The sequence below is a fragment of the Burkholderia sp. Ax-1720 genome, from assembly GCF_011753035.1.
Classification (GTDB): Bacteria; Pseudomonadota; Gammaproteobacteria; order Burkholderiales; family Burkholderiaceae; genus Burkholderia; species Burkholderia gladioli.
Genome location: NZ_VWWK01000005.1, coordinates 48301 through 69140, shown reverse-complemented (window position 1 = coordinate 69140; position 20840 = coordinate 48301). Strand labels below are relative to the sequence as shown.

General features: G+C 69.7%; 21 protein-coding genes. 8 read left to right on the top strand and 13 right to left on the bottom strand.

The window, feature by feature from the left end:
• Positions 1-7 precede the first annotated feature (7 nt).
• Positions 8-943 (bottom strand): AraC family transcriptional regulator, encoded by a 936-nt coding sequence (locus F3J18_RS03060; RefSeq protein WP_025098551.1) that lies wholly within the window; start codon positions 941-943, stop codon positions 8-10.
• Positions 944-1039: 96 nt separating this feature from the next.
• Here F3J18_RS03060 and F3J18_RS03055 point away from each other — a divergent pair, with 96 nt between their 5' ends.
• A complete protein-coding gene (locus F3J18_RS03055; protein ID WP_166911294.1) occupies positions 1040-1807 on the top strand; it encodes an SDR family oxidoreductase in 768 nt (255 codons plus the stop codon).
• 90 nt (positions 1808-1897) lie between these two features.
• Here F3J18_RS03055 and F3J18_RS03050 read toward each other — a convergent pair whose 3' ends face one another.
• On the bottom strand, positions 1898-2872 hold the full coding sequence (locus tag F3J18_RS03050; protein ID WP_166911292.1) for an oxidoreductase: 975 nt from the start codon (positions 2870-2872) through the stop codon (positions 1898-1900).
• Between the two features lie 267 nt (positions 2873-3139).
• Between F3J18_RS03050 and F3J18_RS03045 the strand changes: the two genes are divergently transcribed.
• Complete coding sequence (locus F3J18_RS03045; RefSeq protein WP_025098554.1) at positions 3140-4054, top strand: LysR family transcriptional regulator; 915 nt, start codon at positions 3140-3142, stop codon at positions 4052-4054.
• A 136-nt stretch (positions 4055-4190) separates the two neighbouring features.
• Positions 4191-5330, top strand: coding sequence for a zinc-binding dehydrogenase (locus F3J18_RS03040; RefSeq protein WP_166911290.1), 1140 nt, complete (start codon positions 4191-4193; stop codon positions 5328-5330).
• A gap of 46 nt (positions 5331-5376) precedes the next feature.
• Here F3J18_RS03040 and F3J18_RS03035 read toward each other — a convergent pair whose 3' ends face one another.
• The 7 genes from F3J18_RS03035 to F3J18_RS03005 all read right to left on the bottom strand — a co-directional run bounded on the left by F3J18_RS03035 (position 5377) and on the right by F3J18_RS03005 (position 12488).
• Positions 5377-6423 carry an ABC transporter substrate-binding protein gene (locus F3J18_RS03035; RefSeq protein ID WP_166911288.1) on the bottom strand — a complete coding sequence of 349 codons (1047 nt, stop codon included), beginning with the start codon at positions 6421-6423 and terminating at the stop codon, positions 5377-5379.
• Between the two features lie 71 nt (positions 6424-6494).
• Positions 6495-7709, bottom strand: coding sequence for an FAD-binding oxidoreductase (locus tag F3J18_RS03030; protein ID WP_240154826.1), 1215 nt, complete (start codon positions 7707-7709; stop codon positions 6495-6497).
• Complete coding sequence (locus F3J18_RS03025) at positions 7702-9171, bottom strand: NAD(P)/FAD-dependent oxidoreductase (RefSeq protein ID WP_166911284.1); 1470 nt, start codon at positions 9169-9171, stop codon at positions 7702-7704. The genes F3J18_RS03030 and F3J18_RS03025 overlap by 8 nt, the downstream gene beginning before the upstream one ends.
• The gene (locus F3J18_RS03020; protein WP_166911282.1) at positions 9168-9521 is read right to left on the bottom strand and encodes a (2Fe-2S)-binding protein; all 354 of its coding nucleotides are present in this window, start codon (positions 9519-9521) and stop codon (positions 9168-9170) included. Before F3J18_RS03020 ends, F3J18_RS03025 begins: the two co-directional genes overlap by 4 nt.
• Positions 9522-9590: 69 nt before the next feature.
• The gene (locus tag F3J18_RS03015) at positions 9591-10385 is read right to left on the bottom strand and encodes an ABC transporter permease (RefSeq protein WP_025098560.1); all 795 of its coding nucleotides are present in this window, start codon (positions 10383-10385) and stop codon (positions 9591-9593) included.
• Between the two features lie 86 nt (positions 10386-10471).
• Complete coding sequence (locus F3J18_RS03010; RefSeq protein WP_240154643.1) at positions 10472-11293, bottom strand: ABC transporter permease; 822 nt, start codon at positions 11291-11293, stop codon at positions 10472-10474.
• Positions 11294-11402: 109 nt separating this feature from the next.
• Positions 11403-12488, bottom strand: coding sequence for an ABC transporter ATP-binding protein (locus tag F3J18_RS03005; protein WP_025098562.1), 1086 nt, complete (start codon positions 12486-12488; stop codon positions 11403-11405).
• 296 nt (positions 12489-12784) lie between these two features.
• On the opposite strand from F3J18_RS03005, the gene F3J18_RS03000 reads away from it, so the two are divergent.
• Complete coding sequence (locus tag F3J18_RS03000) at positions 12785-13639, top strand: IclR family transcriptional regulator (RefSeq protein ID WP_025098563.1); 855 nt, start codon at positions 12785-12787, stop codon at positions 13637-13639.
• A 42-nt stretch (positions 13640-13681) separates the two neighbouring features.
• On the opposite strand, the gene F3J18_RS02995 is transcribed toward F3J18_RS03000, so the two are convergent.
• Entirely contained in the window at positions 13682-14803 is a 1122-nt protein-coding gene (locus F3J18_RS02995) for an acyltransferase (RefSeq protein ID WP_166911278.1), read from the bottom strand.
• 218 nt (positions 14804-15021) lie between these two features.
• Between F3J18_RS02995 and F3J18_RS02990 the strand changes: the two genes are divergently transcribed.
• The gene (locus tag F3J18_RS02990) at positions 15022-15672 is read left to right on the top strand and encodes an HAD hydrolase-like protein (RefSeq protein WP_036057271.1); all 651 of its coding nucleotides are present in this window, start codon (positions 15022-15024) and stop codon (positions 15670-15672) included.
• A 16-nt stretch (positions 15673-15688) separates the two neighbouring features.
• On the opposite strand, the gene F3J18_RS02985 is transcribed toward F3J18_RS02990, so the two are convergent.
• Complete coding sequence (locus F3J18_RS02985; RefSeq protein WP_166911276.1) at positions 15689-16540, bottom strand: LysR substrate-binding domain-containing protein; 852 nt, start codon at positions 16538-16540, stop codon at positions 15689-15691.
• A gap of 114 nt (positions 16541-16654) precedes the next feature.
• Between F3J18_RS02985 and F3J18_RS02980 the strand changes: the two genes are divergently transcribed.
• Entirely contained in the window at positions 16655-17359 is a 705-nt protein-coding gene (locus tag F3J18_RS02980; RefSeq protein ID WP_166911274.1) for a haloacid dehalogenase type II, read from the top strand.
• Between the two features lie 38 nt (positions 17360-17397).
• Positions 17398-18183 (top strand): aldolase, encoded by a 786-nt coding sequence (locus tag F3J18_RS02975; protein WP_166911272.1) that lies wholly within the window; start codon positions 17398-17400, stop codon positions 18181-18183.
• 21 nt (positions 18184-18204) lie between these two features.
• Here the strand turns inward: F3J18_RS02975 and F3J18_RS02970 are convergent, their stop codons facing one another.
• Positions 18205-18534: a VF_A0006 family four-cysteine protein gene (locus F3J18_RS02970; protein WP_166911270.1), complete on the bottom strand. Its 330-nt coding sequence runs from the start codon at positions 18532-18534 to the stop codon at positions 18205-18207.
• Between the two features lie 277 nt (positions 18535-18811).
• Between F3J18_RS02970 and F3J18_RS02965 the strand changes: the two genes are divergently transcribed.
• Positions 18812-19726, top strand: a complete 915-nt coding sequence (locus F3J18_RS02965) for a hypothetical protein (protein ID WP_166911268.1) — start codon at positions 18812-18814, stop codon at positions 19724-19726.
• 58 nt (positions 19727-19784) lie between these two features.
• Here the strand turns inward: F3J18_RS02965 and F3J18_RS02960 are convergent, their stop codons facing one another.
• Positions 19785-20810, bottom strand: coding sequence for an aldo/keto reductase (locus F3J18_RS02960; protein WP_025098570.1), 1026 nt, complete (start codon positions 20808-20810; stop codon positions 19785-19787).
• Between the last annotated feature and the right edge of the window lie 30 nt (positions 20811-20840).

The window sequence follows — 20840 nt, the reverse complement described above, 5'->3', positions numbered from 1 at the left end:
GCGTCATTCACGCCGGGCCCGCCTCCTCCACCTCCCCGCGCGCATACCGCCCCGGCGACATCCCGGCCAGCCGCGTGAAGGCCGCCCCGAACGCGCTGACCGAGCCATAACCGCTACGCTCGGCGATCTCGGCCATCGACAGTTCCCCCTGCCGCAACCACTGCTTGGCCAGCGCCATGCGCCAGGCCTGCAGGTATTCCATCGGCGCCATGCCGATCTCGCGGCTGAAGCGCTCGAAGAAGGCCGAACGCGACATGGCCGCCTCGCGCGCCAGCTCGGCCACGCTCCAGCGCGAGGCCGGCCGCTCGTGCAGGCGCCGCAGCGCGGCGGCCAGCTTCGGATCGCCGAGCCCGCGCACCAGCCCCGGCGAGGCGGCCGTGCCCGAGGTCGAGCGCAGCGCCTCGATCAGCAGCACCTCCAGCAGCCGCTCCAGCACGATCTCGCGCGCGGGCCGCTCGGCGCGCGACTCGTCGCCGATCATCTGCACCAGGGTCGAGAGCCGGCGCTCGCCGCGCACGCAGATCCATCGCGGCAGCAGGGACACCAGCAGCGCCGCGTCGGGCGAGCCGAACAGGCACACGCCCACCAGCATCCGCACATCCACCGCGCCGTCCGGATCGCCCACGCGCGCGCCGCCCGGCATCGGCACGATCGGCGTGGTGATGGGCTCGCCCTCGCGCGGCGGCTCGCGATCGAGGCTCGAGGTGGCGAAACCGCGCGCGGCGGGAATCATGGCGAAATCGCCTTCCTCCAGCGTGATCGTCTCGTCCTGGCCGGGGCCGTCCACGCGCAACCGGCAGCGCCCTTCCAGCACCACGAAATACACCGGGCGCCCCGTCTCGGCGCGGCGCACCGCCCAGGGCGCCGAGGCGATCACCTGCTTGGAGAAGGCCGCGCGAGGCTGCAGCAAGGACACGACTTCGGCGAGCGGGTCGACAGACATTCCGGACGATCTCTACAAATTCATGGATTCGGAAGTATAGTTCGTCCGCGAATTGACGCCTATCGTGGAGGGCATCCCAACCCACTGGAGTTCACGATGTCCCAAGCTTCCACCGTTCTCGTCACCGGCTGCTCGTCGGGCTTCGGCCTCGACATCGCGCGCCATTTCCTCGCGCAGGGCTGGCGCGTGGTGGCCACCATGCGCACCCCGCGCGAGGACCTGCTGCCCGCCTCCGAGCGGCTGCGCGTGCTGCCGCTCGACATCACCGACGCGGACAGCATCGCGCGCTGCCTCGCGGCGGCCGGCCCGATCGACGCGCTCGTCAACAATGCCGGCGTGGGCCTGCTCGCGCCGCTCGAAGGCACCGATCCGGCCAGCGTGCGCGAGGTGTTCGAGACCAATGTGCTCGGCACCATCGCGATGACGCAGGCGGTGCTGCCGCAGTTTCGCGAGCGGCGCGCCGGCGTGATCGTCAATGTCACCTCGAGCGTGACCGTGCGCCCCCTGCCGCTGCTGGCCGTTTATACAGGCAGCAAGGCGGCCGTGAACGCCTTCACCGAATCGCTGGCGCTGGAGCTGGCGCCCTTCGAGGTGCGCGTGCGCCTGGTACTGCCCGGGCGCGCGCCCACCACGCGCTTCGGCGACAACGCGCGCCGCCTGATGGGCGACGACGTGCCGGCGCCGTATGCCGCGTTTCGCGATCGCGTGTTCGCCTCGGTGCGCGACACCAGCACGCCGACCACGCAGTCGAGCGACGTGGCCGAGGCGGTCTGGCGGGCGGTGACCGATCCGGCCGCGCCGATGCGGATCCCCGCCGGCGCCGATGCGGTGGCGGTGGCGGCGGCAGCCGCGGCCGGCCACTGAGGCTCGCTCGCGGCAGCCGCGCCGTCCTGGAAGGGGCGGCGCGGCTGCCCGCACATCCTCTCCCTGCAGGCTTGCTGCCCGTCGCGAGCCTCAGATCGCGAACCTCAGGCCCGTCATCCGCTCGCTCAGCGTCCACAGCCTGCCCGCCTCGGCCTCGTCGATCGCCCAGGGCAGCACCCCGTCGAGCGGCTGGTGATCGGCCGGCACCGCCCGCGCCACCTCGTTGTTCTCGCAATACACGCCGCCGATGCCGTCGAGCGCCGGGCTGGTCGCGCACCAGACGGTGGTCGAGGCGCCCTGCTCCGGCGTCTTGTACAGGGCGCGCTGCGATGCGGGGATCTGCCCGTGTTCGTCGCGAAAGCCCGCGCGCTGCAACTCCTCGATCGTCAGCGAGCGCTGCAGGTTGGTCTCGATCCGCCCCGGATGCACGGCGAAGGCGCGCACGCCATGCGCCCTGGCCAGCCGGTCGAGTTCGACCGTAAACAGCACGTTGGCCGTCTTCGATTGGCCGTAGGCGATCCACTTGTCGTAGTCGCGCCGCTCGAAGTTCGGATCGTCGAAATCGAAGCGCGCGCGGCGATGCGCGCCCGAGGACAGGTTGACGACCCGCGCCTTGCCCGAGCGCGCAAGCGCCGGCCACAGACGCGCGGTCAGCTGGAACGGGCCGAGATGGTTCGCCGCGAGCTGGCCTTCGTAGCCGCGCGCGTCGCGCTGCAAGGGCGTGGCCATGATGCCGGCGTTGTTGACCAGGCGATGCAGCGCGCGATCGCTGGCCAGGAATTGCGCGGCGAAGGCGTCGATCGAGGCCGGATCGAGCAGGTCGAGCCGGGCCACCTCGGTGCGCGGCACGTCGTGCAACACCTCGCGCGCCTTGGCCGGATCGCGGGCCGGCACGATCACCGTGGCGCCGGCGCCGGCCAGCGCGCGCGTGGTCTCCAGGCCGATGCCCGAATGGCCGCCCGTCACGATCGCGGTGCTGCCGCTCAGGTCGATGCCGGCGATCACCTCGCGCGCGGCGTGGTTCGCATCGAAGCCGGAATCGATCGGGGTCTGCTGGGATGACATGGGCATTTCTCCTGTGTGCTGGCGGAGCCGGTCGACATGGCCGGCTCGCTCAGGAGATGGTCGAGCATCGCGCCCGCCTTGCCCATCATCGATCGGCCGCAATTCCTCGTCGCGCGTACAGGCTGCGCACCGATTCATCCGGCGCGCGGGCACGGCCGGCAAGCGGCCCCGGATTTCCGTAGAATCCATCGGCATCGTCGATCGATCGAGGCACGGCCATCGCGCCCGGTCGCGCCCCGGTCGTGCCCTTCACCGTCCGAGGCCCGCATGGATTTCCGTCATCTCGAATGCTTCTTCGTGCTCGCCCAGGAGCTGCATTTCGGCCGCGCGGCCGAGCGCCTGCACGTGGGCCAGTCGTCGGTATCGGAATCGATCCGCGCGCTGGAAAAAACCGTCGGCGCGCCGCTGTTCGATCGCACCAGCCGCCGCGTGGCGCTCACGCCGCTCGGCCAGGCATTGCGCGAGGGCGCCGAGGCCGCCTACATGTCGCTCAAGACCACCCTCGCCGATTGCCGGCGCACGGCGGCCGGCGAGGCGCGCAAGCTGCGCTTCGGCTTCCTGGGCGGCGGCCTCTACGAGCTGCACCGCCCGCTGGTCGCCGAATTCGGCGGCTGCTTTCCCGGCATCGAGCTCGAATTCGTCGAGCTGTCCTTCCTCGATCATTTCCTGGCCGTGGTACGCGGCGAGGTGGACGTGGCGATCTGCCGGCTGCCGCTCGGCGCGCCGGGCCTGATGCACGGCCCGGTGCTGATGGAGGATCGCCGCATGCTGTGCGTGCCGAACGATCATCCGCTGGCCCGGCGCGAGCGCGTGTCGGGCGAGGCGCTGGCCGGCGAACCGCTGGTGCGGATGGTGCCCGGCGTGGCCAGCGAGGAATGGCTCGATTTCCACCTGCCGCGCTTCACGCCGCAAGGCGCGCCGATCGGCGACGGCCCGGTGATCCGCACGCTGCGCGAGGCGATGGCCGCGGTCGCCGCGCACCAGGGCCTGATGATGCTGACGCGCCGGGCCGCCTGCTATTACGCCACGCCCGGCATCAGCTTCGCCGAGATCGACCTGCCGCCGATCGCCTCGGCCCTGGTCTGGCGCCGCGACGACCACCGCCCGCTGATCGGCGAGCTCAACGCGCTACTGCTGCGCCTGGCGCGCACCTACTGCACGCTGCCGAAACCGCGCGATTGACGCCGCGACGGACGTCGCGCATCGATGCGCCGATCGATCGGATTTCCAGATCGATCGACGGCATTTTCCCCGTTGTTCTTTGCGGATCGAACGCGGACACTGGCGGATCCGATGCTGCCCATGGATACACGCCGACATGACCCAGGTACCGACCTCCGCACTCGAACTCCGCTCGCTGATCACCTCGCAGGGCCAGTTGCGCCTCTGGCTCGAAACGGCGCCCGTGCCGGCGCCGGCCGACGACGAAATCCTGGTGCGCATCGAGGCCGCGCCCGTCAATCCCTCCGACATCCTCGGCCTGCTCGGGCCGGCCGATATCGCCACCCTGGCCCGCGACGCCGCCGCGCAGCCGCCCGTCACCACCGCCGACGTGCCGGCCGAACTGCTGGCCTCGGCGGCGGCGCGCCACGACCTGCCGCTCAGCCTCGGCAACGAAGGCGCCGGCATCGTGGTGGCCGCGGGCAACCAGGCGCGCCACCTGCTCGGCCGCGCGGTGGCGCTGCGCAGCCCGCTCGGCGCCTACGCGCAATACCGCGCGGTGAGCGCCGCCGAGGTGCTGGTGCTGCCCGAAGGCACAGCGCCCGAAGCGGGCGCCTCGGCGCTGATCAATCCGATGACGGCGCTGTCGATGCTGGAGACGATGCGCGTGGAAGGCCACACCGCGCTGATCCACACGGCGGCCGCCTCGAATCTCGGCCAGATGCTGGTGAAGATCTGCGCGGCCGACGGCGTGCCGCTGGTCAACGTGGTGCGCAACGCCTCGCAGGTGGCCCTGCTGCGCGAACTCGGCGCGCAATACGTGCTGGACAGCAGCGCCGCCGATTTCGACGCGGCGCTGGTCGAGGCGATCGAGGCCACCGGCGCGACGCTGGCGTTCGACGCGATCGGCGGCGGCGACATGGCCGAGCGCCTGCTCACGGCGATGGGCGTGGTCACCACGCGCCGCATGACGCGCTACGACCGCTACGGCTCGTCGACGCATCGCCAGGTCTATCTCTACGGTACGCTCGATCCGAGCCCGACGATTCTGACCCGGCGCTCGGGCCTGGCCTGGGGCGTGGGCGGCTGGCTGCTGACCTGGCGCCTGCGCCAGTTCGGCGAGGCCACGGCGGCGCGCATGCGCGAACGGATCGTCGCCGAGCTGGAGACCACCTTCGCCAGCCGCTACGGCGAGCGGATCACGCTGGCGCAACTGGTCGAGCCCGAGACGATCCGGCGCTACACCCGGCGCGCGACCGGCGAGAAATTCCTGGTGGCGCCGAACCTCGGCGCCTGAGCCTGGCCGAGCGAGCCGGCGGCGACACGCGCCGGCTCGCCGTGCTTCACTGCTCGATCTGCCGGTTCCAGCGCGAATCCCATTGCGCGCGACGCGCGTTGATCGCATCCCAATCCACCACCGTGACCTTCTTCACGAGCTGGTCCAGGTCGCCGAGGTTCTTCTGCATGTCGGCGGGCATGGTCGCCTGGCGGTTGGTCGGGATCTGCTTGCCGGCCACCGCGGCCTTGGTCTGCGCCGGCGCCGACAGCAGGAACTGCGCGAGCTTCTGCGCCAGTTGCGGATCGGGATTGTTCTTCACCACGCAGACGTCCACCAGCAGCAGCACCGCGCCCTCCTTGGGCGAGGCATAGGCCACCGGCAGCCCCTTGTCCTTCAGGTCACCCACGGCGGTGGGCGTGAGCGGGAAGATCGCCGCCTCGCCGGTCTGCACCATCTCCGAGAGCTTGGCCGAGTTCGGGATGTACTCGACCACGTTCGGTCCCACCGTGCTGGCCCACTTCGTGAAGCCGGGCTCGACATTGGTCTCGCTGCCGCCGAGGATGCGGTTGATCGCCAGGAAGCCGTGCAGGCCGAAGGTGCTGCTCGAGGCCGACTGGAACACCACCTTGCCCTTGTATTTCGGATCGGCGAAATCCATCCAGGAAGTCGGCGGCGCCCAGCCCTTGGCGGCGAACAGCTTGGTGTTGTAGCCGATCCCCGTCATGCCGAGCTGCACGCCCGCGCCGACATCGCCCTTCATGCGCGCGAACGGATAGAGCTCCTTGAGCACCGGCGCGTCGTCGAGCTTCTCGCACACGCCCAGGCTCACCGCGCGCGCCATCACGCCGTCGTCGAGGAACACCACGTGCATCTGCGGGTTGCTGCGATTGGCCAGCAGCTTGGCCAGCACGTCCGACGAGGTGCCCGGCACCACCACCACGTGCACGTTGTTGGCCTTCTCGAAATCGGGCAGCACCTGGCTGGTGTAGGCCTTCTCCATCGGCCCGCCGTTCATGCCGATATAAATGGTCTTGGTCTGCGACCAGGCGGGCGAGGCAAGGCCGACGGCGAACAGCGCCGCGAGCGAAACGAGGGTGCGTGACAGTTTCATCGTGGATCTTCCTTGTGGCTTTCCGGGGTATTGGACTGGGGATGGGAATCGATATCGATGCGAGGCCGTGCTCAGGCGGAAGCCCGCGCCGATGAGGCGGCGGCGGAATCAGGCGAACCCGACGAAGCAAGCGAGCCGCCGGAACTCGGCGACGCGACCGCTTGCGTGGATCCGGCCTGCGCGGCGGCGAAGCGCGCGATCGAGAACGCCTCGATCGGCGTCTCGGTCTCGCCGCGCAGCACCAGGTCGGCCAGCACCTCGCCCACGCCCGGCGCGAGCAGGAAACCGCCGCCCGAGAAGCCGAAGGCGTGCAGCAGTTGCGGCGTGGTCCCGCTCGGCCCGATCACGGGATGGTTGTCGGGCGTCTCGCCCTCCACACCGCTCCAGGTGCGGATCAGCAGCGCCTCGCGCAGCGCCGGCAGCAGCGCGCAGGCATCGCGCATCACCGCGCGCGTGGTTTCGGTCGAGGGCTGGGCGTATTCGCCGTCGCCATGGCCGCGCCCGCCGCCGATCACGCAGTTGCCGCGCGCCACCTGCCGCGCATAGATGCCGCCGCCGACCACCCCGAGGTTGTGCTCGATGAAGGGCGGCAAGGGTTCGGTGACCCACATGTTCGGGTAGATCGAGCGCAGCGGCACCGCCTCGCCGAAGCGGCCGGCCAGCGTATTGCCCCAGGCGCCGGCCGAGTTGATCAGCCAGTCGGCGCTGAAGCGAAGCTCGCCGGCGCGCAGCTGGTAACGCCGGCCGTCGTACTCGATCTCGCTAAGCTCGGTCTGCTCGAACACCTGCGCGCCCTCGCGCCGGGCGGCCGCCGCGAAGGCCGGCGAGACCAGCCGCGGATTGGCATGGCCGTCGCTCTCGCACAGCGCGCCGCCGATCGCCGCCGCGCCGAGCCAGGGATAACGGCGGCGGAACGCCTCGCCGGAGATCAGCGTCGAGCTGGCGCCGTGGCCGCGCGCCATCGCCGCCCAGGCTTCGAGCACCTCCATGTCGCTGTCGCGCCGCGCGAGCCGCAGGTGCCCCGACACGACGAACTCGCCGTCGCAGCCGATCAGCTGGGGCAGCCGGTTCCAGATCCGCCGCGCGCGCATCGCCAGCGGCAGTTGCACCTCGGGCCGGCCGTGGGTGCGCACGCCGCCGTAGTTCACGCCGCTGGCCTGGGCGCCGCACCAGCGCCGCTCGAACAGGGCGACGTCCACGCCCTGCCGCGCCAGCGCCAGCGCCGCCGAAGCCCCCACCAGCCCGCCGCCGACGATCGCCACCGTCACATGCCGGATCTCACTCATCATGGGCCTCCTCCTCGAGCACGCTGACGCCGTCCTCGAACAGCATCGGCGAGATCGGGATCGGCTTGATCGGCGCCTGCCCGCGCGGGCGGCCCACCTGGTCGAGGGCGCGCCCGGTTTCCGCGGCCAGCAGCGCCATCGCGGCCTCGCCGCACATGCGGCCCTGGCAGCGGCCCATGCCGATCCGCGTCAGCGCCTTGAGGCGGTTGACCTCGCTCGCCATACCGGAGCGGATGCAGCCGCGCAACTGGCCCGCCGTCACCGCCTCGCAGCGACACACGATCATGTCGTCGGGCCAGTGCCGGGCCGCCTCGGTCGGCGGCGGCGCGAAGGCCTGTTCGATGCCGGCGCGGAACACGCCGATGCGCGCCAGGCGCTGCTCGATCGCGGCCGCGCCGGGGCCCGCGTCGTCGCGCCCGGCCTTCAGGCCGAGATCCTCCAGCAGCGCCAGCGCGGCGCGCCGGCCGGCCAGCTCGGCCGCATCGGCACCGGCGATGCCGGCACCGTCGCCGGCCAGGTAGACGCCCGGCACCGAACTGCGCCCGGCCGCGTCGCGCTCCGGCAGCCAGCAGCGGTTCAGCGTGTCGAAGCGGAAGCGGCAGCCGGCCAGGTCGGCCAGCTGCGTTTCGGGGCGCAGGCCGAAACCGAGGCCGAGCGCATCGCAATCGATCCGATGCTGGGCGCCGTCGGCCGAGCGCCAGCGCACCGCCTGCACCGCCGGCCCGCCGTCGACGCCGTCCAGCGTCACGCCGCGCTCGACGCGCACGCCGTGCGAGCGCAGCCAGCCGAGGTAATAGAGGCCCTTGGCGAAGGTGCCCGGCTGCCGCAGCAGCTTGGGCGTGGCCGCCACCTGCCGCGCGTAGGGGCTGGTATCGAGCACCGCGGCCACCTCGGCGCCGGCCCGCGCGTATTGATAGGCGACCAGGTAGAGCAAGGGCCCGGTGCCCGCGAACACGGTGCGCCGGCCGATCGCGCAGCCCTGCGCCTTCAGCGCGACCTGGGCGCCGCCGAGCGTGTAGACGCCGGGCCGGGTCCAGCCCGGCACCGGCATCACGCGATCGGTCGCGCCGCTGGCGATGATCAGGTGGCTCCAGCGCAGGCGCGCCTCGCGCCCCGCGCGCAGCACGTCGAGCGCGCCCGGCTCGCAGGACCAGACCAGCGTGTCGGGCCGGTAGTCGAGCCCTGGCAGCAGCTCGGCCATGCAGCGGTGCAGCGCATCGGCCTTGCCCGCCTCGAAGCCGTACAAGGTCGATTTCTCGCGCACGAAACCGGCGCCTTCGGGCGGCTGCCGGTAGATCTGGCCGCCCCAGCGCGCGTTCTCGTCGATCACCATCGGCCGCAGCCCGGCTGCGACCAAGGTCTGCGCGGCGCGGATCCCCGCCGGCCCGGCGCCGACGATCACCACGCGCGCGCCGTCCTCGTCCCCTTGGACATCGACGGCGGCCGTGCTCGTCTCGCTCATTGCCCGCCTCCCGCGTTCGTGCCGCAAGCCGTCGCGCTGGCCTGGCAAGGCTTGCCCGTCACCACCCGCATCCCCTCGCGCACGAGCGTCGAGCAGGCGCGCAGCCGCGCGCCGCCCTCGTCGCGCACCCAGCAATCCTGGCAGGCGCCGATCAGGCAGAAACCCGCGCGCGGGCCGTCGCCGAACTCGCTGACGCGCAGGTGCCGTTGCTGCGTGAGGATCGCGGTCAGCAGCGTGTCGCCGGCCAGCGCCTCGACCGCGACGCCGTCGAGCACGAAGGACAGGCTGGCGCGCCGGGTCTCGGCGACGCGGATCAGTTGCGGCGGGGAAAGCGGAAAACGATGGGTCATCGAAATCGGGCGCGAGGCGCGGTGGGCATGAAGTTGGACAAGACGACGAACGGGCGGCGAAGGCTCGCGTCAGTGCTGACCGATCAGGATCCGGTTCAGGCCGTAGACGCGATCGAGGATCAGCATCGCGCCGGCCGTGATCGCGATCACCAGGGTCGAGACCGAGGCCATCATCGGATCGATCGATTCGGTGGCGTACATGTACATGCGCACCGGCAGCGTGACGGTCTGCGGCGAGGTGACGAAGATCGACATGGTCAGCTCGTCGAAGCTGTTGATGAAGGCCAGCAGCCAGCCGCCGGTGATGCCGGGCACGATCATCGGCAGCGTGATGCGGCGGAAGGTGGTCCACACGCTCGCGCCGAGCGAGGCGGCGGCGTGCTCGACGCTGCGGTCGAGCCCCGCCACCGAGGCCAGCACCAGGCGCATCACGAAGGGCGTGACGATGATCATGTGCGCCACCACCAGCCAGGCGAACGAGCCGGTCGCGCCGATCAGCGCGAAGAAGCGCAGCAGCGCGATGCCCAGCACCAGGCCCGGGATCACCAGCGGCGAGAGCAGCAGCGCGTTGAGGAACTCCCGGCCGGGAAAGCGCGCGCGGCCGATCGCCAGGCCCGCCGGCAGCGCGATCACCAGCGAGAAGCTGGCCGACAGCACCGCCAGCTTCAGGCTGTTGGCGAAGGCCGAGATGAAGTCGGGATAGTCGAGGATCGCGCGGAACCAGCGCAGCGACACGCCGTGCGTGGGCAGCGTGAGGGTTTCGTCGGGCGTGAACGCGACCAGCACCACGATCGCCAGCGGCGCGAGCATGAACAGGATCACGAGCGTGTGGAAAGCGAGGGCGAGCGGGCCGTTTTTGCGCATGACGAGGTGGCGGGCTGGAGGTTCGTGGGCGGCTGGGATCGTGGCGAATGGCAGCGAATGGCAGCGAGTGGCGGCTGAGGCCGGCCTCAGCCGAGGCTGCGCGTGTAGCGCCGTTCGAGCACGCGGTAGTAGGTGAGCATCACGACCAGGTTGGCGACCAGCAGCAGGATCGCGATGGCGGCGCCGAGCGGCCAGTTCATCGAACTCAGGAACTGGTCATAGACGGCGGTGGCGGCCACCTTGAGCCGGCGCCCGCCCAGCAGGCCCGGAATCGCGAAGGCGCTGGCCGACAGGCCGAACACCATCAGGCTGCCCGACAGGATGCCCGGCATCAGTTGCGGCAGGACGATGCGGCGCAGCACCGTGGCCGGCGAGGCCATCAGCGACAGCGCGGCGTTCTCGGTCTGCGGATCGAGCCGCTGCAGGGTGGTCCAGACGGGGATCACCATGAACGGCAGCATCACGTGGACCAGCGCGATCACGATGGCGAAGGTGGTGTATTCGAGCTTGAACGGGCCCAGCCCGAACAGGCCGAACAACTGGTTCACCAGGCCGTTGGTGTTGAGCAGCATGCTCCAGCCGAAGGCGCGCACCACCACCGAGACCAGCAGCGGCGCGAGGATCACCAGCAGGAAGGACGAGCGCCACGGATCGCGCATGCGCGAGAGGATGTAGGCCTCGGGCGTGCCGATCACGATGCACAGCAGGGTGGTCAGCGCGGCGATGCCGAAGGTGCGCAGGAAGATGGTGTGGAAGTACGACTCGCTCAGCACCTCGAGGTAGTAATGCGAGTCGAAGGCGGCGATCGGGCCGACCGAGGGATCGAAGCGATAGAACGACAGCGCCAGCGTCATGGCCAGCGGCACCAGCACCAGCGCACTGAACAGCAGCGCGGCCGGCGCGCTCATCAGCCACAAGGGCAGCCAGGCGCGCCAGCGTGGGCGCGAAGCCGGCCGCGGCGCGCCGCCGGTGTCGCGCGCTTCTTCGCCGGCTTTGCCGCCCGCCGCTTTCAGGACCTCATCCACGGGCGGCCTCCCGCGGCATCACGCGCATCGCCTCGCTGCGCCAGTCGATCCCGACCGGCGCGCCCTCCACCAGCGGCTCGCTGCCCTCGTTCTGGCAGCAGGCCAGCATCTCGCCGGCCTCGCTGTCGAGCCGGTACAGCCACTGGCTGCCGAGGAAGAAACGGCTGGTCACGCGGCCGGCCAGGCGCCCGGTGCCGGGCGCGCCGAGCGTGAGCTTCTCGGGGCGGATGCAGAGCGTGACCGCGTCGCCCGCGCGCAGCGTCTGCATGTCGAGCTGGCCGGCCGCGCCCGCCTCGTGCAGCCGGGCGCCGAGATCGACCTGGATGCGCCCGCCTTCGAGCGTCACCACCTTGCCGTCGAGCAGGTTGGTCTTGCCGATGAACTGCGAGACGAAGCTGCTGCCCGGATGTTCGTAGGCGCGATACGGCGTGTCCACCTGGGTGATGCGGCCGGCCTCCATCACCACCACGCGATCGCTGATCGACAGCGCCTCGGCCTGGTCGTGCGTGACCATCACGGTGGTGGTGCCGAGCTTGCGCTGGATCTCGCGCAGCTCGAACTGCATCTCCTCGCGCAGCTTGGCGTCGAGGTTCGACATCGGCTCGTCGAGCAGCAGCACCGGCGGCGCGATCACCACCGCGCGTGCGATCGCAACGCGCTGACGCTGGCCGCCCGACAGCTCGCGAGGAAAGCGCTGCGCATAGGCGTCGAGCCGCACCAGCGAGAGCGCCTCGCCGACGCGCCGGGCGCGCTCGGCCTTGCCCACGCCGCGCATCTCCAGCCCGAAGCCGACGTTCTGCTCCACGCTCATGTGCGGGAACAGCGCGTAGCTCTGGAACACGATGCCCAGGCCGCGCTTGTTGGGCGCCATGCGCGTGATATCGCGGCCGTCCAGCGTGATGCTGCCGCGCGTGGCCTCCACGAAGCCCGCGATCATCTGCAGCGTGGTGGTCTTGCCGCAGCCCGAGGGACCGAGCAGCGAGACGAACTCGCCCTTCTCGACCGACAGGTCGATGCCGGTGACGGCGTGCAGGTCACCGAAGGATTTCGAAACATCCGTCAACGTGAGGAACGTCATGCTGTGGCCTTCCTGTTTCCGATGCGCCGACTCTATCCGGCCAAATTTTTCGACGTCAACGCGGAATTCCGGAGAGCGACATTAATTTTTCAGTTATTCCGTTGAATAGAATCTCAGGCATCAATTGAGTCGATCTCGTTTCGCCCACCGGATTCAGGGACTTCCCTGATAGTGCAGAGGGATGCGCGCCGGAGCGCGGCGCGGTAGAGTCGAGGGCGTCCCGGCGCGGCCGGGCCAAGATTCCGTTGAATGGAATACCGAGAGGAAAAGTGGCGGGTAGAAAACAGGAAAACGGAATGTCCGGCGAGCAGCCCGGCGACAACCCTTGCGGCCCCGGCGTGCTGCAGCGCTCCTTCGCGCTGATCCGCGCGCTGGGCGAGAACCAGGCCGAGGGCAGCCGCGTGACGATGCTGGCCAAGGCGGTCGGGCTGACCCAGGCGACCGTGCATCGGCTGCTGCAGGGGCTGATCGCCGAGCAGGTGGTCGAGCAGGACGAGCGCACCAAGCGCTACCGGCTCAGCGTGGCCTTCTTCGCGATGGCGGCCCAGGCGGGCAATCCCAACGGCATGCGCACGCTGTGCCGCCCGGCGCTGCTGCGGCTGTGCGCGAGCCTGGGCGACACCATCTTCCTGATGGTGAAAAGCAGCTTCGACGCGGTCTGCCTCGACATCTGCGAGGGGCCGTTCCCGATCCGCTCCTTCACCGGCAATATCGGCGGGCGCGTGGCGCTGGGCGTCGGCCAGGGCAGCCTGGCGATCCTGGCCTTCCAGCCCGAGGACGAGCGCGAGGAGATCATCCGTTTCAACGTGCCGCGCATGCGCGGCCAGGGCGTGCTCGACGAGGTCTACCTGCGCACCGAGATCGACCGCGTGCGCGCGCTCGGTTACGCCGGGCGCAACAGCGGCGTGCTGGAGGACATGGCCGGCGTGGCGGTGCCGATCCTCGATCGCAACCAGGTGGCGGTGGCGGCGCTGAGCGTGGGCACGCTGTCGACGCGGCTCACCGAGGAGCGCCTGCCGACCGTGGTGCAGCTGCTCAAGCGGCAGGCCGAGCTCATCGGGCCGCAGATGAACCCGTTCGACGCGGCGATGCGCGATCCGATCCAGGGCCTGACGCCCGTGTATTCGACGCGCGTATCCGGCGCGGTGTGAGGCACGGCGCGAACGCGCGCGACGAAGCGGCGGGCGGCCCGTTCAGCGCGTCGCGACGCGCTTGCGGCCCTGGCGCAGGATGGTATTCAGCGGCGTCGAGATGTGCCGGTAGACGACATGCGCCACCACCGCCGCGACGGCGAGATAGAGCACCAGCCAGACCGGCTTCCAGGCCGCGATGATGTTCTCGCGCGTCAGGTACTCGCGCAGCAGGCCCAGCACGACGATATGGAACAGATACAGCTCGTAGCTGCGTTCGCCGAAGAAAGCGATGAACGGGCGCAGGCCGGTACGTGACACGGCGGGCGGCGAAACCGGCTCGCGGTTCGCGATGCCGTGCAACAGCGCGCCGGTGCCCAGCGCGACCACCGACACGCTCCACACCACGTTGCGCATGATCGGCCCGGCCAGCCAGGTGGCCGCGATCGCGAGCCCGGCGCCCCAGGCGAGCGCACGGAACGCCTCGCGCGAGATCGGCCGCGCCGGCAGCAGCGCCACGCCGCAGCCGATCGCGATCGCATCGAAGCACGAGAGATAGCCATAGAGCGCGACGATCTCGTCGTTCGCATGCAGGTAGCGCCAGGCCGGCGCGAGCAGCACCGGCACCGCGAGCAGCGGCAGGATCAGGCGACGCCGTTTCAGCAGCAGGCACAGCAGCGGAAACGCCAGGTAGAACACCTCCTCGACCGACAGCGACCAGAGGATGTTCATGCTGTAGTTGAAGTAACCGACGCGCGCCATCAGCAGGTTGTGCCAGAACGTCAGCACCGACAGCACGGCGAGCGGCATGCTCGCGGTATCGGGCTTGTTGACGAAGGAGCGCAGCCCGAGCGCGCCGAGCACCACGATGATCGCCAGCAGCAACAGCAGGCAGGGCAGGATGCGCGCCGCGCGGATCCGGTAGAAGGCGGCGGGACGGATCGCGCCGAGCGAACCGAAACGGCGCAGCGAGGTGGCGGTGATCAGGTAGCCCGACACGACGAAGAACATCGTCACGCCGTAGTTGCCGTTGCGGGACACGGCGCGGATCGCGTTCGACAGCCAGGGCAACTCGACGGGCAGCACGTCGAGCCGGTAAGTCAGGTGGAAATGCAGCAACAGCACCGCCAGGATGGCAATGCCGCGCAGCAGGTCGACGCCTGCGCTGCGGCGCGATGAATCCAAGGAACCTCCGGGAAAGACGGGGCCCGGGCCGCCGGCGGCACGCGGTGCCGCGCGGGTCCGCCCGCGCCGGAGCGCCGATTGTCGCGGATTTGCCCGCGCCCGGCCAGCGTTCGCGCGCGGCCGCGGGCTTGACGCTGGCCGGCGGGCAATCGAAGATGCTGCCTTTCGCCCCTGCCCTCGCCCTCCCGCGCAAGGCGCGCCGCCCTCGCCCGCTCCCGATGACACCCCGACTCGCCCTGTTCGATTTCGACGGCACGCTTGCCGATTCCTATCCGCTGTTCGCCGATGCGCTGAACGAGCTGGCCGCGCGTCACGGCTTCCGGCACACCGACGCCGATACGCAGCAGCGCTTGCGTGGCCTGAGCGCCACCGAGGTGCTGCGCGAGCTGGCCTTGCCGCTGTGGAAGGTGCCGGCCGTGCTCGGCGACGCGCGCAAGCTGATGCGCGAGCGGATCGACGAAGTGGCGCCGTTCGCGGGCATCGTCGAGACGCTGCACGCGCTGATCGATCGCGGCGTGGCGGTGGCCGTCGCCACCTCGAACTCGCCCGAGAACGTGCGCGCCGTGCTCGGCGACAGCCTGATTGCGCGTTTCGCGGCCATCGAATGCAGCTCGTCGCTGTTCGGCAAGTCGCATCGCCTGCGCGGCATTCTTCGCAAGACCGGCATACCCGCCGAGCAGGCGATCTACGTCGGCGACGAGATCCGCGACGCGGAAGCGGCGCGCGGCGTCGGCCTGGCCTATGGCGCCGTCGCCTGGGGTTACACGCAGTTGGAGGCGCTGCTCGGCACGCAGCCGCAAGCGGTGTTTCGCGTGCCGGCCGACCTGCTCTCGCTGGCCGGGCCGATCGAGGGCGCGGGGCACGGCTGATCGCCCCAGGCTGCCGTCAATCGGCCAACACCTCGCGCAGGAAATCCACCAGGGCCGTTTGCGTGTCGTTCAGGGCCTGGCCGTTGCTGACCAGCGCGAGCTCGGTCGGCGGCAAGGCCGGCAGCGCATCGCAGACCTCGTGCTCCGGCAGCAAGGCCGTGCTCGGCAGCACCGTCAGGCCCAAGCCCGAGGCCACGGCCGCCTGGATGCCCGTCAGGCTGTGGCTGCCGAAGGCCACGCGCCAGCGCCGCTGCGCCTGGTCGAGCGCGCGGATCGCGCGCTGCCGGTACAGGCAGCCCTGCGGAAACAGCGCGAGCGGAATCGGCTCGCCGCTCCCCGCCTCCGGCGGCACCGCGTGCCGGCCTTGCACCCAGACCAGCCGCTCCGGCCAGGCGGCCAGGCAATCGCCGCTGTCCGGCTCGCGCTTGATCAGCGCGATCTCGATCTCGTCGGCGGCCAGCTTGCGGCGCAGCTCCGTGCTCATCCCCGCCACCGTCTCCAGCCGCGCATCGGGGCGCGCCGCCACGAAGCCCGACAGGATCGCCGCCATGCGCCGCGCATCGAAATCCTCGGGCACGCCGAGCCGGATCGGCGTGCGGCGCACCCCGCTGGCGAGCGCGTCCTGCGCCTCCTGCGACAGCGCCAGCAGGCGCCGCGCGTATTGCGCGAGCAGCTCGCCATGCTCGGTCGGCGTCACCTGGTTGCCGGTGCGATCGCGCAGCAGCAGGGTATGGCCGACCATCTCCTCCAGGCGCCTGACCTGCTGGCTGACGGTGGATTGCGTGCGATGCACGCGCTCGGCCGCGCGCGTGAAGCTGCCTTCGTCGACCACGCAGATCAGCGAATTGAGCAGTTCGAGGTCGAGCATGATCGGCTCCCGTTATTCGATTCTCAACTGAGGAGGCGATTTTAATTTAATTTCCCCAATGAGCAAGCGGGCCCTAGGCTAGCGATTCGAACCACGATCCCGCCAGGACCCACCATGTCGCTTTCCGCTACGCCCCGCCCCGAATGGCTCACCTTCGACTGCTACGGCACGCTGATCCAGTGGGACGAAGGCCTGCAGGCCGCGGTCGGCGACATCCTCGCCGGCAAGGGCGCGCATGCCGTGTCGAGCGCCGAGCTGATCGCCGTCTACGACCGCCACGAACACGCGCTCGAGCAGACCCCGCCGCATCGCTCGTTCCGCGAGTTGTCGGGCGAGGCGCTGAAGCTCGCGCTGCGGGAATGGCGGCTGGACGCCGACGACGCCGACGCGCGGCGCCTGACCGACAGCATCTCGGCGATGCCGCCGTTCCCGGAAGTGGTCGAGGCGCTGCGCGCGCTGAAGGCGGCCGGCTACCGGCTCTGCATCGTCTCGAACACCGACGACGACGTGATCTCCGGCAACGTCGCCCAGCTCGGCGGCACCATCGATCGCGTGATCACCGCCCAGCAGGCCGGCGCCTACAAGCCAAGCCGGCGGATCTTCGAGCATGCGCATCGCGAGCTCGGCGTGACGCGCGAGCAGGTGGTGCACATCTGCGCGAGCCCGCACCTGGACCATGCCGCCGCGCGCGAGCTCGGCTTCCGTTGCGTGTGGATCGATCGCGGCACCGGCCGCGCGCTGCTGCCCGACTATCGCCCCGACGCGACCCTCGCCACGCTCGACCAGGTGCCCACGTTGTTCGCCTCGCTGGGCTGGTAAGGTGGCGAAACGCGAACGCATCCACGGAGACGACCCACATGGCACATCAGCTCGATTTCGCATCGACGGGGCGCGCGCGACGCGCGGGGCTCGACGCCGATGCGGTGCAGGCCGCCCGCGTCGAACTGGCCGCCTGCTTCCGGCTGGCCGCGCTGCACGGCCTGGAGGAAGGCATCTGCAATCACTTCTCGGCGGTGGTGCCGGGGCATGAGGACCTGTTCCTGGTCAATCCCTATGGCTACGCGTTCTCGGAGATCACCGCATCGCGCCTGCTGGTCTGCGATTACGAAGGCCGCGTGATCGACGGCGACGGCCAGCCCGAGGCGACCGCCTTCCACATCCACGCGCGCCTGCACCAGGCGATGCCGCGCGTGAAGGCGGCCTTCCACACGCATATGCCGAACGCCACCGCGCTGTGCCTGCTCGAAGGGCCGCCCCTGCTGTGGCTGGGGCAGACGGCATTGAAGTTCTACGGGCGCACGGCCGTCGACGAGCATTACAACGGGCTCGCGCTGGACGGCGCCGAGGGCGACCGGATCGCGCGCGCGATGGGCGATGCCGACGTGCTGTTCCTGAAGAATCACGGCGTGATGGTGGCGGGCGCCAGCATCGCCGAAGCCTGGGACGATCTCTACTACCTCGAACGCGCGGCCGAGGTGCAGTTGAAGGCGATGCAGAGCGGCCGGCCGCTCAAGCCGGTGCCGCACGAGATCGCGCAGCGCGCCTACCAGCAGATGCGGCTCGGCGACGAGGACAGCGCGCGGGCGCATCTGGCCAGCGCGCTGCGTCGGCTGCGCGAGGCCGGCAGCGATTTCGAGGCCTGACCAGCCGAGCGCCGGGCCGGCTCAATCGAAATGCATGGAGTCGGCGCTCTGCCGCCGGCAGGCCGACATCACCGGCCCGATCGCGGCCGAGCTCTGCACGCCGGGCAGGTTCTGCAGCAGGCATTCGTTGAAGGCCTTGTCCGCCGGTGACAGCATGCTCCATTGCCGATAGAGCCGGTCGCAGGACCCGCGCAGGATCTCCACCACGTTGCGGTTCCAGGTGTTCGAGAGCGAGCGCAGGATGCAGGCGTTGTAGTTGGCTTCCTCGTTGAACGCGAACGCGGGGCTGGCCGAAGCGGCCAGCGTCGACACCAGCAGGGTGCGAATCAGGGTTTGGCGGATGGTTTTCATGGCGGGTTCGGATCGTGGCGGATCGCTTCGGGCCGGGGCGACGGACCTGCATCTCGGCTTGCGCGTATTTGACAGATTGGCGACGACGCGGTTTCACCGGCTTTCGGCGGTGCCGCGTCTTTTTCGTCTTCGTGTAAACAAACCGGGGCCGAGGATTATTCCAGCGTGCCTGCTGCGCGCCGTTTCCGTGTTCCGGCCAGGCCTCGCGTCGATATAATGTTTTGCGCCGCACAACGCGCGGACAGCATGAAAACAATCGAATCGACGGGGCTGATCAATGAATTGGGATGAAGTACCGCGTGCGCTGCGGGATCGTTATGAATCGATCTCGGGCGACCGCCTGGGCGGCATGAAGCTGAACCTGCTGGAGTCGATGAACACCGGCAAGCTGCCGACCCGGCCCGATATCGACACCGAGTCCTATGCCTTGTTCGCCGAGCAGTTCAATTCGACCCTGCTGGCCGCGCACTTCTTCGAGAACCTGATGCACGGCGAGGATCGCCGCCTGGAGTCGACCGGCTACGACGCGTTCCAGATCACCATCCCGGAACGTTATTTCCGGCACCCGGGCCTGGACGATTCCATGCCGATGGGCAAGGAGGAAACCGACGAGATCAGGCAGGCCGTGAACGAAACGAAAGCGCGGCTGAATTTCTCGAAGGACATGTCCTTCCTGGCGGGCCAGCTCTACAAGCTCGAATTCATCTCGGTGTTCTCCTATCTCGAGGCCTATGTCGAGAGCCTGCTGACGGAAGTCGTCGGGCTGAGCAAGCTGGCAGCCTTCAGGATGATCCGCGACAAGGGCTTGCCGGAGGTGCTCGGCTTCGCGCTGGACCAGATCGATCCGCGCATCCTGCGCTGTTTCGCGCTGTTCGAGGAGGATGCGCTGAAGTTCATCGCCTTCTGCCACATCCTCAGGAACCAGCACGTCCACCGGCTCGGCATCACCACCGCCCGCTTCTACAAGAGCTACGAGGAAGGCGGCTTTCTCTGCCACGACCACTTCGCGGACAGCGGCGAACCCGACACGAGCTTCGCCCGCACCAATTTCCACTTCTGCAGCTACATTATCCGCGTCGGCCAGCCGATCAATCTCTCGGCGATCTCCCGGCCTTTCAGGCTGTTCGTGCGCGAACTGGCCACCATCACCGAGCACTTCTGCCAATCGCGCCGCGCCTCGGCGGCAGCTTGATCCCTTGCGTGCCGATGCGCGGCGGCTTTGCCGCCTTGCATCGGCGTGACACGCAGGCTCAGACCGGCGACGGATTGCGCTCCGAGAAACCTTCCTGGTGCCAATAGGGATAGACCGGCCGCACGCGGCTCGCCTCGTCCAGCCTGGCGACCTGCTCGGGCGTGAGGTTCCAGCCCACCGCGCCGAGGTTCTGCCGCAACTGCTCCTCGTTGCGCGCGCCGATCAGCACGGTCGCCACGGTCGGGCGCTGCAGCAGCCAGTTCAGCGCGATCTGCGGGATGGTCTTGCCGGTTTCGGCGGCGACTTCGTCCAGCGCGTCGATCACGCGATACAGGTAGTCGTCCGGCACCGGCGGGCCGTAATCGGCCGTCTTGTGCAGGCGGCTCAGTTCCGGAAGCGGCTGGCCGCGACGGATCTTGCCGGTCAGGCGCCCCCAGCCCAGCGGGCTCCAGACCACCGCGCCCACGCCCTGGTCGATGCCCAGCGGCATCAGCTCCCATTCGTAGTCGCGGCCGATCAGCGAGTAGTAGGTCTGGTTCGCCACGTAGCGCGGATAGCCGTAACGATCGGCCACGTCGAGCGACTTCATCAGGTGCCAGCCCGAGAAGTTCGACACGCCGGTGTAGCGGATCTTGCCGGCGCGCACCAGGTCGTCGAGCGTCGAGAGCACTTCCTGTACCGGCGTCCTGGCGTCGAAGCCGTGCAGCTGGAACAGGTCGATGTAGTCGGTCTGCAGGCGCTTGAGCGCGCTGTCGACGGCCTGGATCAGGTGGAAGCGCGACGAGCCCACGTTGTTGGGGCCGTCGTCGAAGCGGAAGGTCGCCTTGGTCGAGATCAGCGCCTTGTCGCGGCGGCCCTTGAGGGCCTCGCCGAGGATCGATTCCGAGGCGCCGCCCGAATAGATGTCGGCGCTGTCGAACATGGTCAGCCCCGAATCCAGGCAGATGTCGACCAGCTTGCGTGCCTCGGCGACGTCGGTCTCGCCCCATGCCTGGAACAGCTCGCCCTTGCCGCCGAACGTGCCGGTGCCGAAGCTCAGTACCGGGACCTTGAAACCTGATGCGCCGAGATGTCGATATTCCATGCCAATTCCCGAAAGAAGGTGGAGGGACGC

Coding starts and splice junctions, on each gene's coding strand:
- F3J18_RS03060 (WP_025098551.1), bottom strand. CDS start 943: ATGTCTGTCGACCCGCTCGCCGAAGTCGTGTCCTTGCTGCAGCCTCGC.
- F3J18_RS03055 (WP_166911294.1), top strand. CDS start 1,040: ATGTCCCAAGCTTCCACCGTTCTCGTCACCGGCTGCTCGTCGGGCTTC.
- F3J18_RS03050 (WP_166911292.1), bottom strand. CDS start 2,872: ATGTCATCCCAGCAGACCCCGATCGATTCCGGCTTCGATGCGAACCAC.
- F3J18_RS03045 (WP_025098554.1), top strand. CDS start 3,140: ATGGATTTCCGTCATCTCGAATGCTTCTTCGTGCTCGCCCAGGAGCTG.
- F3J18_RS03040 (WP_166911290.1), top strand. CDS start 4,191: ATGACCCAGGTACCGACCTCCGCACTCGAACTCCGCTCGCTGATCACC.
- F3J18_RS03035 (WP_166911288.1), bottom strand. CDS start 6,423: ATGAAACTGTCACGCACCCTCGTTTCGCTCGCGGCGCTGTTCGCCGTC.
- F3J18_RS03030 (WP_240154826.1), bottom strand. CDS start 7,709: ATGAGTGAGATCCGGCATGTGACGGTGGCGATCGTCGGCGGCGGGCTG.
- F3J18_RS03025 (WP_166911284.1), bottom strand. CDS start 9,171: ATGAGCGAGACGAGCACGGCCGCCGTCGATGTCCAAGGGGACGAGGAC.
- F3J18_RS03020 (WP_166911282.1), bottom strand. CDS start 9,521: ATGACCCATCGTTTTCCGCTTTCCCCGCCGCAACTGATCCGCGTCGCC.
- F3J18_RS03015 (WP_025098560.1), bottom strand. CDS start 10,385: ATGCGCAAAAACGGCCCGCTCGCCCTCGCTTTCCACACGCTCGTGATC.
- F3J18_RS03010 (WP_240154643.1), bottom strand. CDS start 11,293: ATGAGCGCGCCGGCCGCGCTGCTGTTCAGTGCGCTGGTGCTGGTGCCG.
- F3J18_RS03005 (WP_025098562.1), bottom strand. CDS start 12,488: ATGACGTTCCTCACGTTGACGGATGTTTCGAAATCCTTCGGTGACCTG.
- F3J18_RS03000 (WP_025098563.1), top strand. CDS start 12,785: ATGTCCGGCGAGCAGCCCGGCGACAACCCTTGCGGCCCCGGCGTGCTG.
- F3J18_RS02990 (WP_036057271.1), top strand. CDS start 15,022: ATGACACCCCGACTCGCCCTGTTCGATTTCGACGGCACGCTTGCCGAT.
- F3J18_RS02985 (WP_166911276.1), bottom strand. CDS start 16,540: ATGCTCGACCTCGAACTGCTCAATTCGCTGATCTGCGTGGTCGACGAA.
- F3J18_RS02980 (WP_166911274.1), top strand. CDS start 16,655: ATGTCGCTTTCCGCTACGCCCCGCCCCGAATGGCTCACCTTCGACTGC.
- F3J18_RS02975 (WP_166911272.1), top strand. CDS start 17,398: ATGGCACATCAGCTCGATTTCGCATCGACGGGGCGCGCGCGACGCGCG.
- F3J18_RS02970 (WP_166911270.1), bottom strand. CDS start 18,534: ATGAAAACCATCCGCCAAACCCTGATTCGCACCCTGCTGGTGTCGACG.
- F3J18_RS02965 (WP_166911268.1), top strand. CDS start 18,812: ATGAATTGGGATGAAGTACCGCGTGCGCTGCGGGATCGTTATGAATCG.
- F3J18_RS02960 (WP_025098570.1), bottom strand. CDS start 20,810: ATGGAATATCGACATCTCGGCGCATCAGGTTTCAAGGTCCCGGTACTG.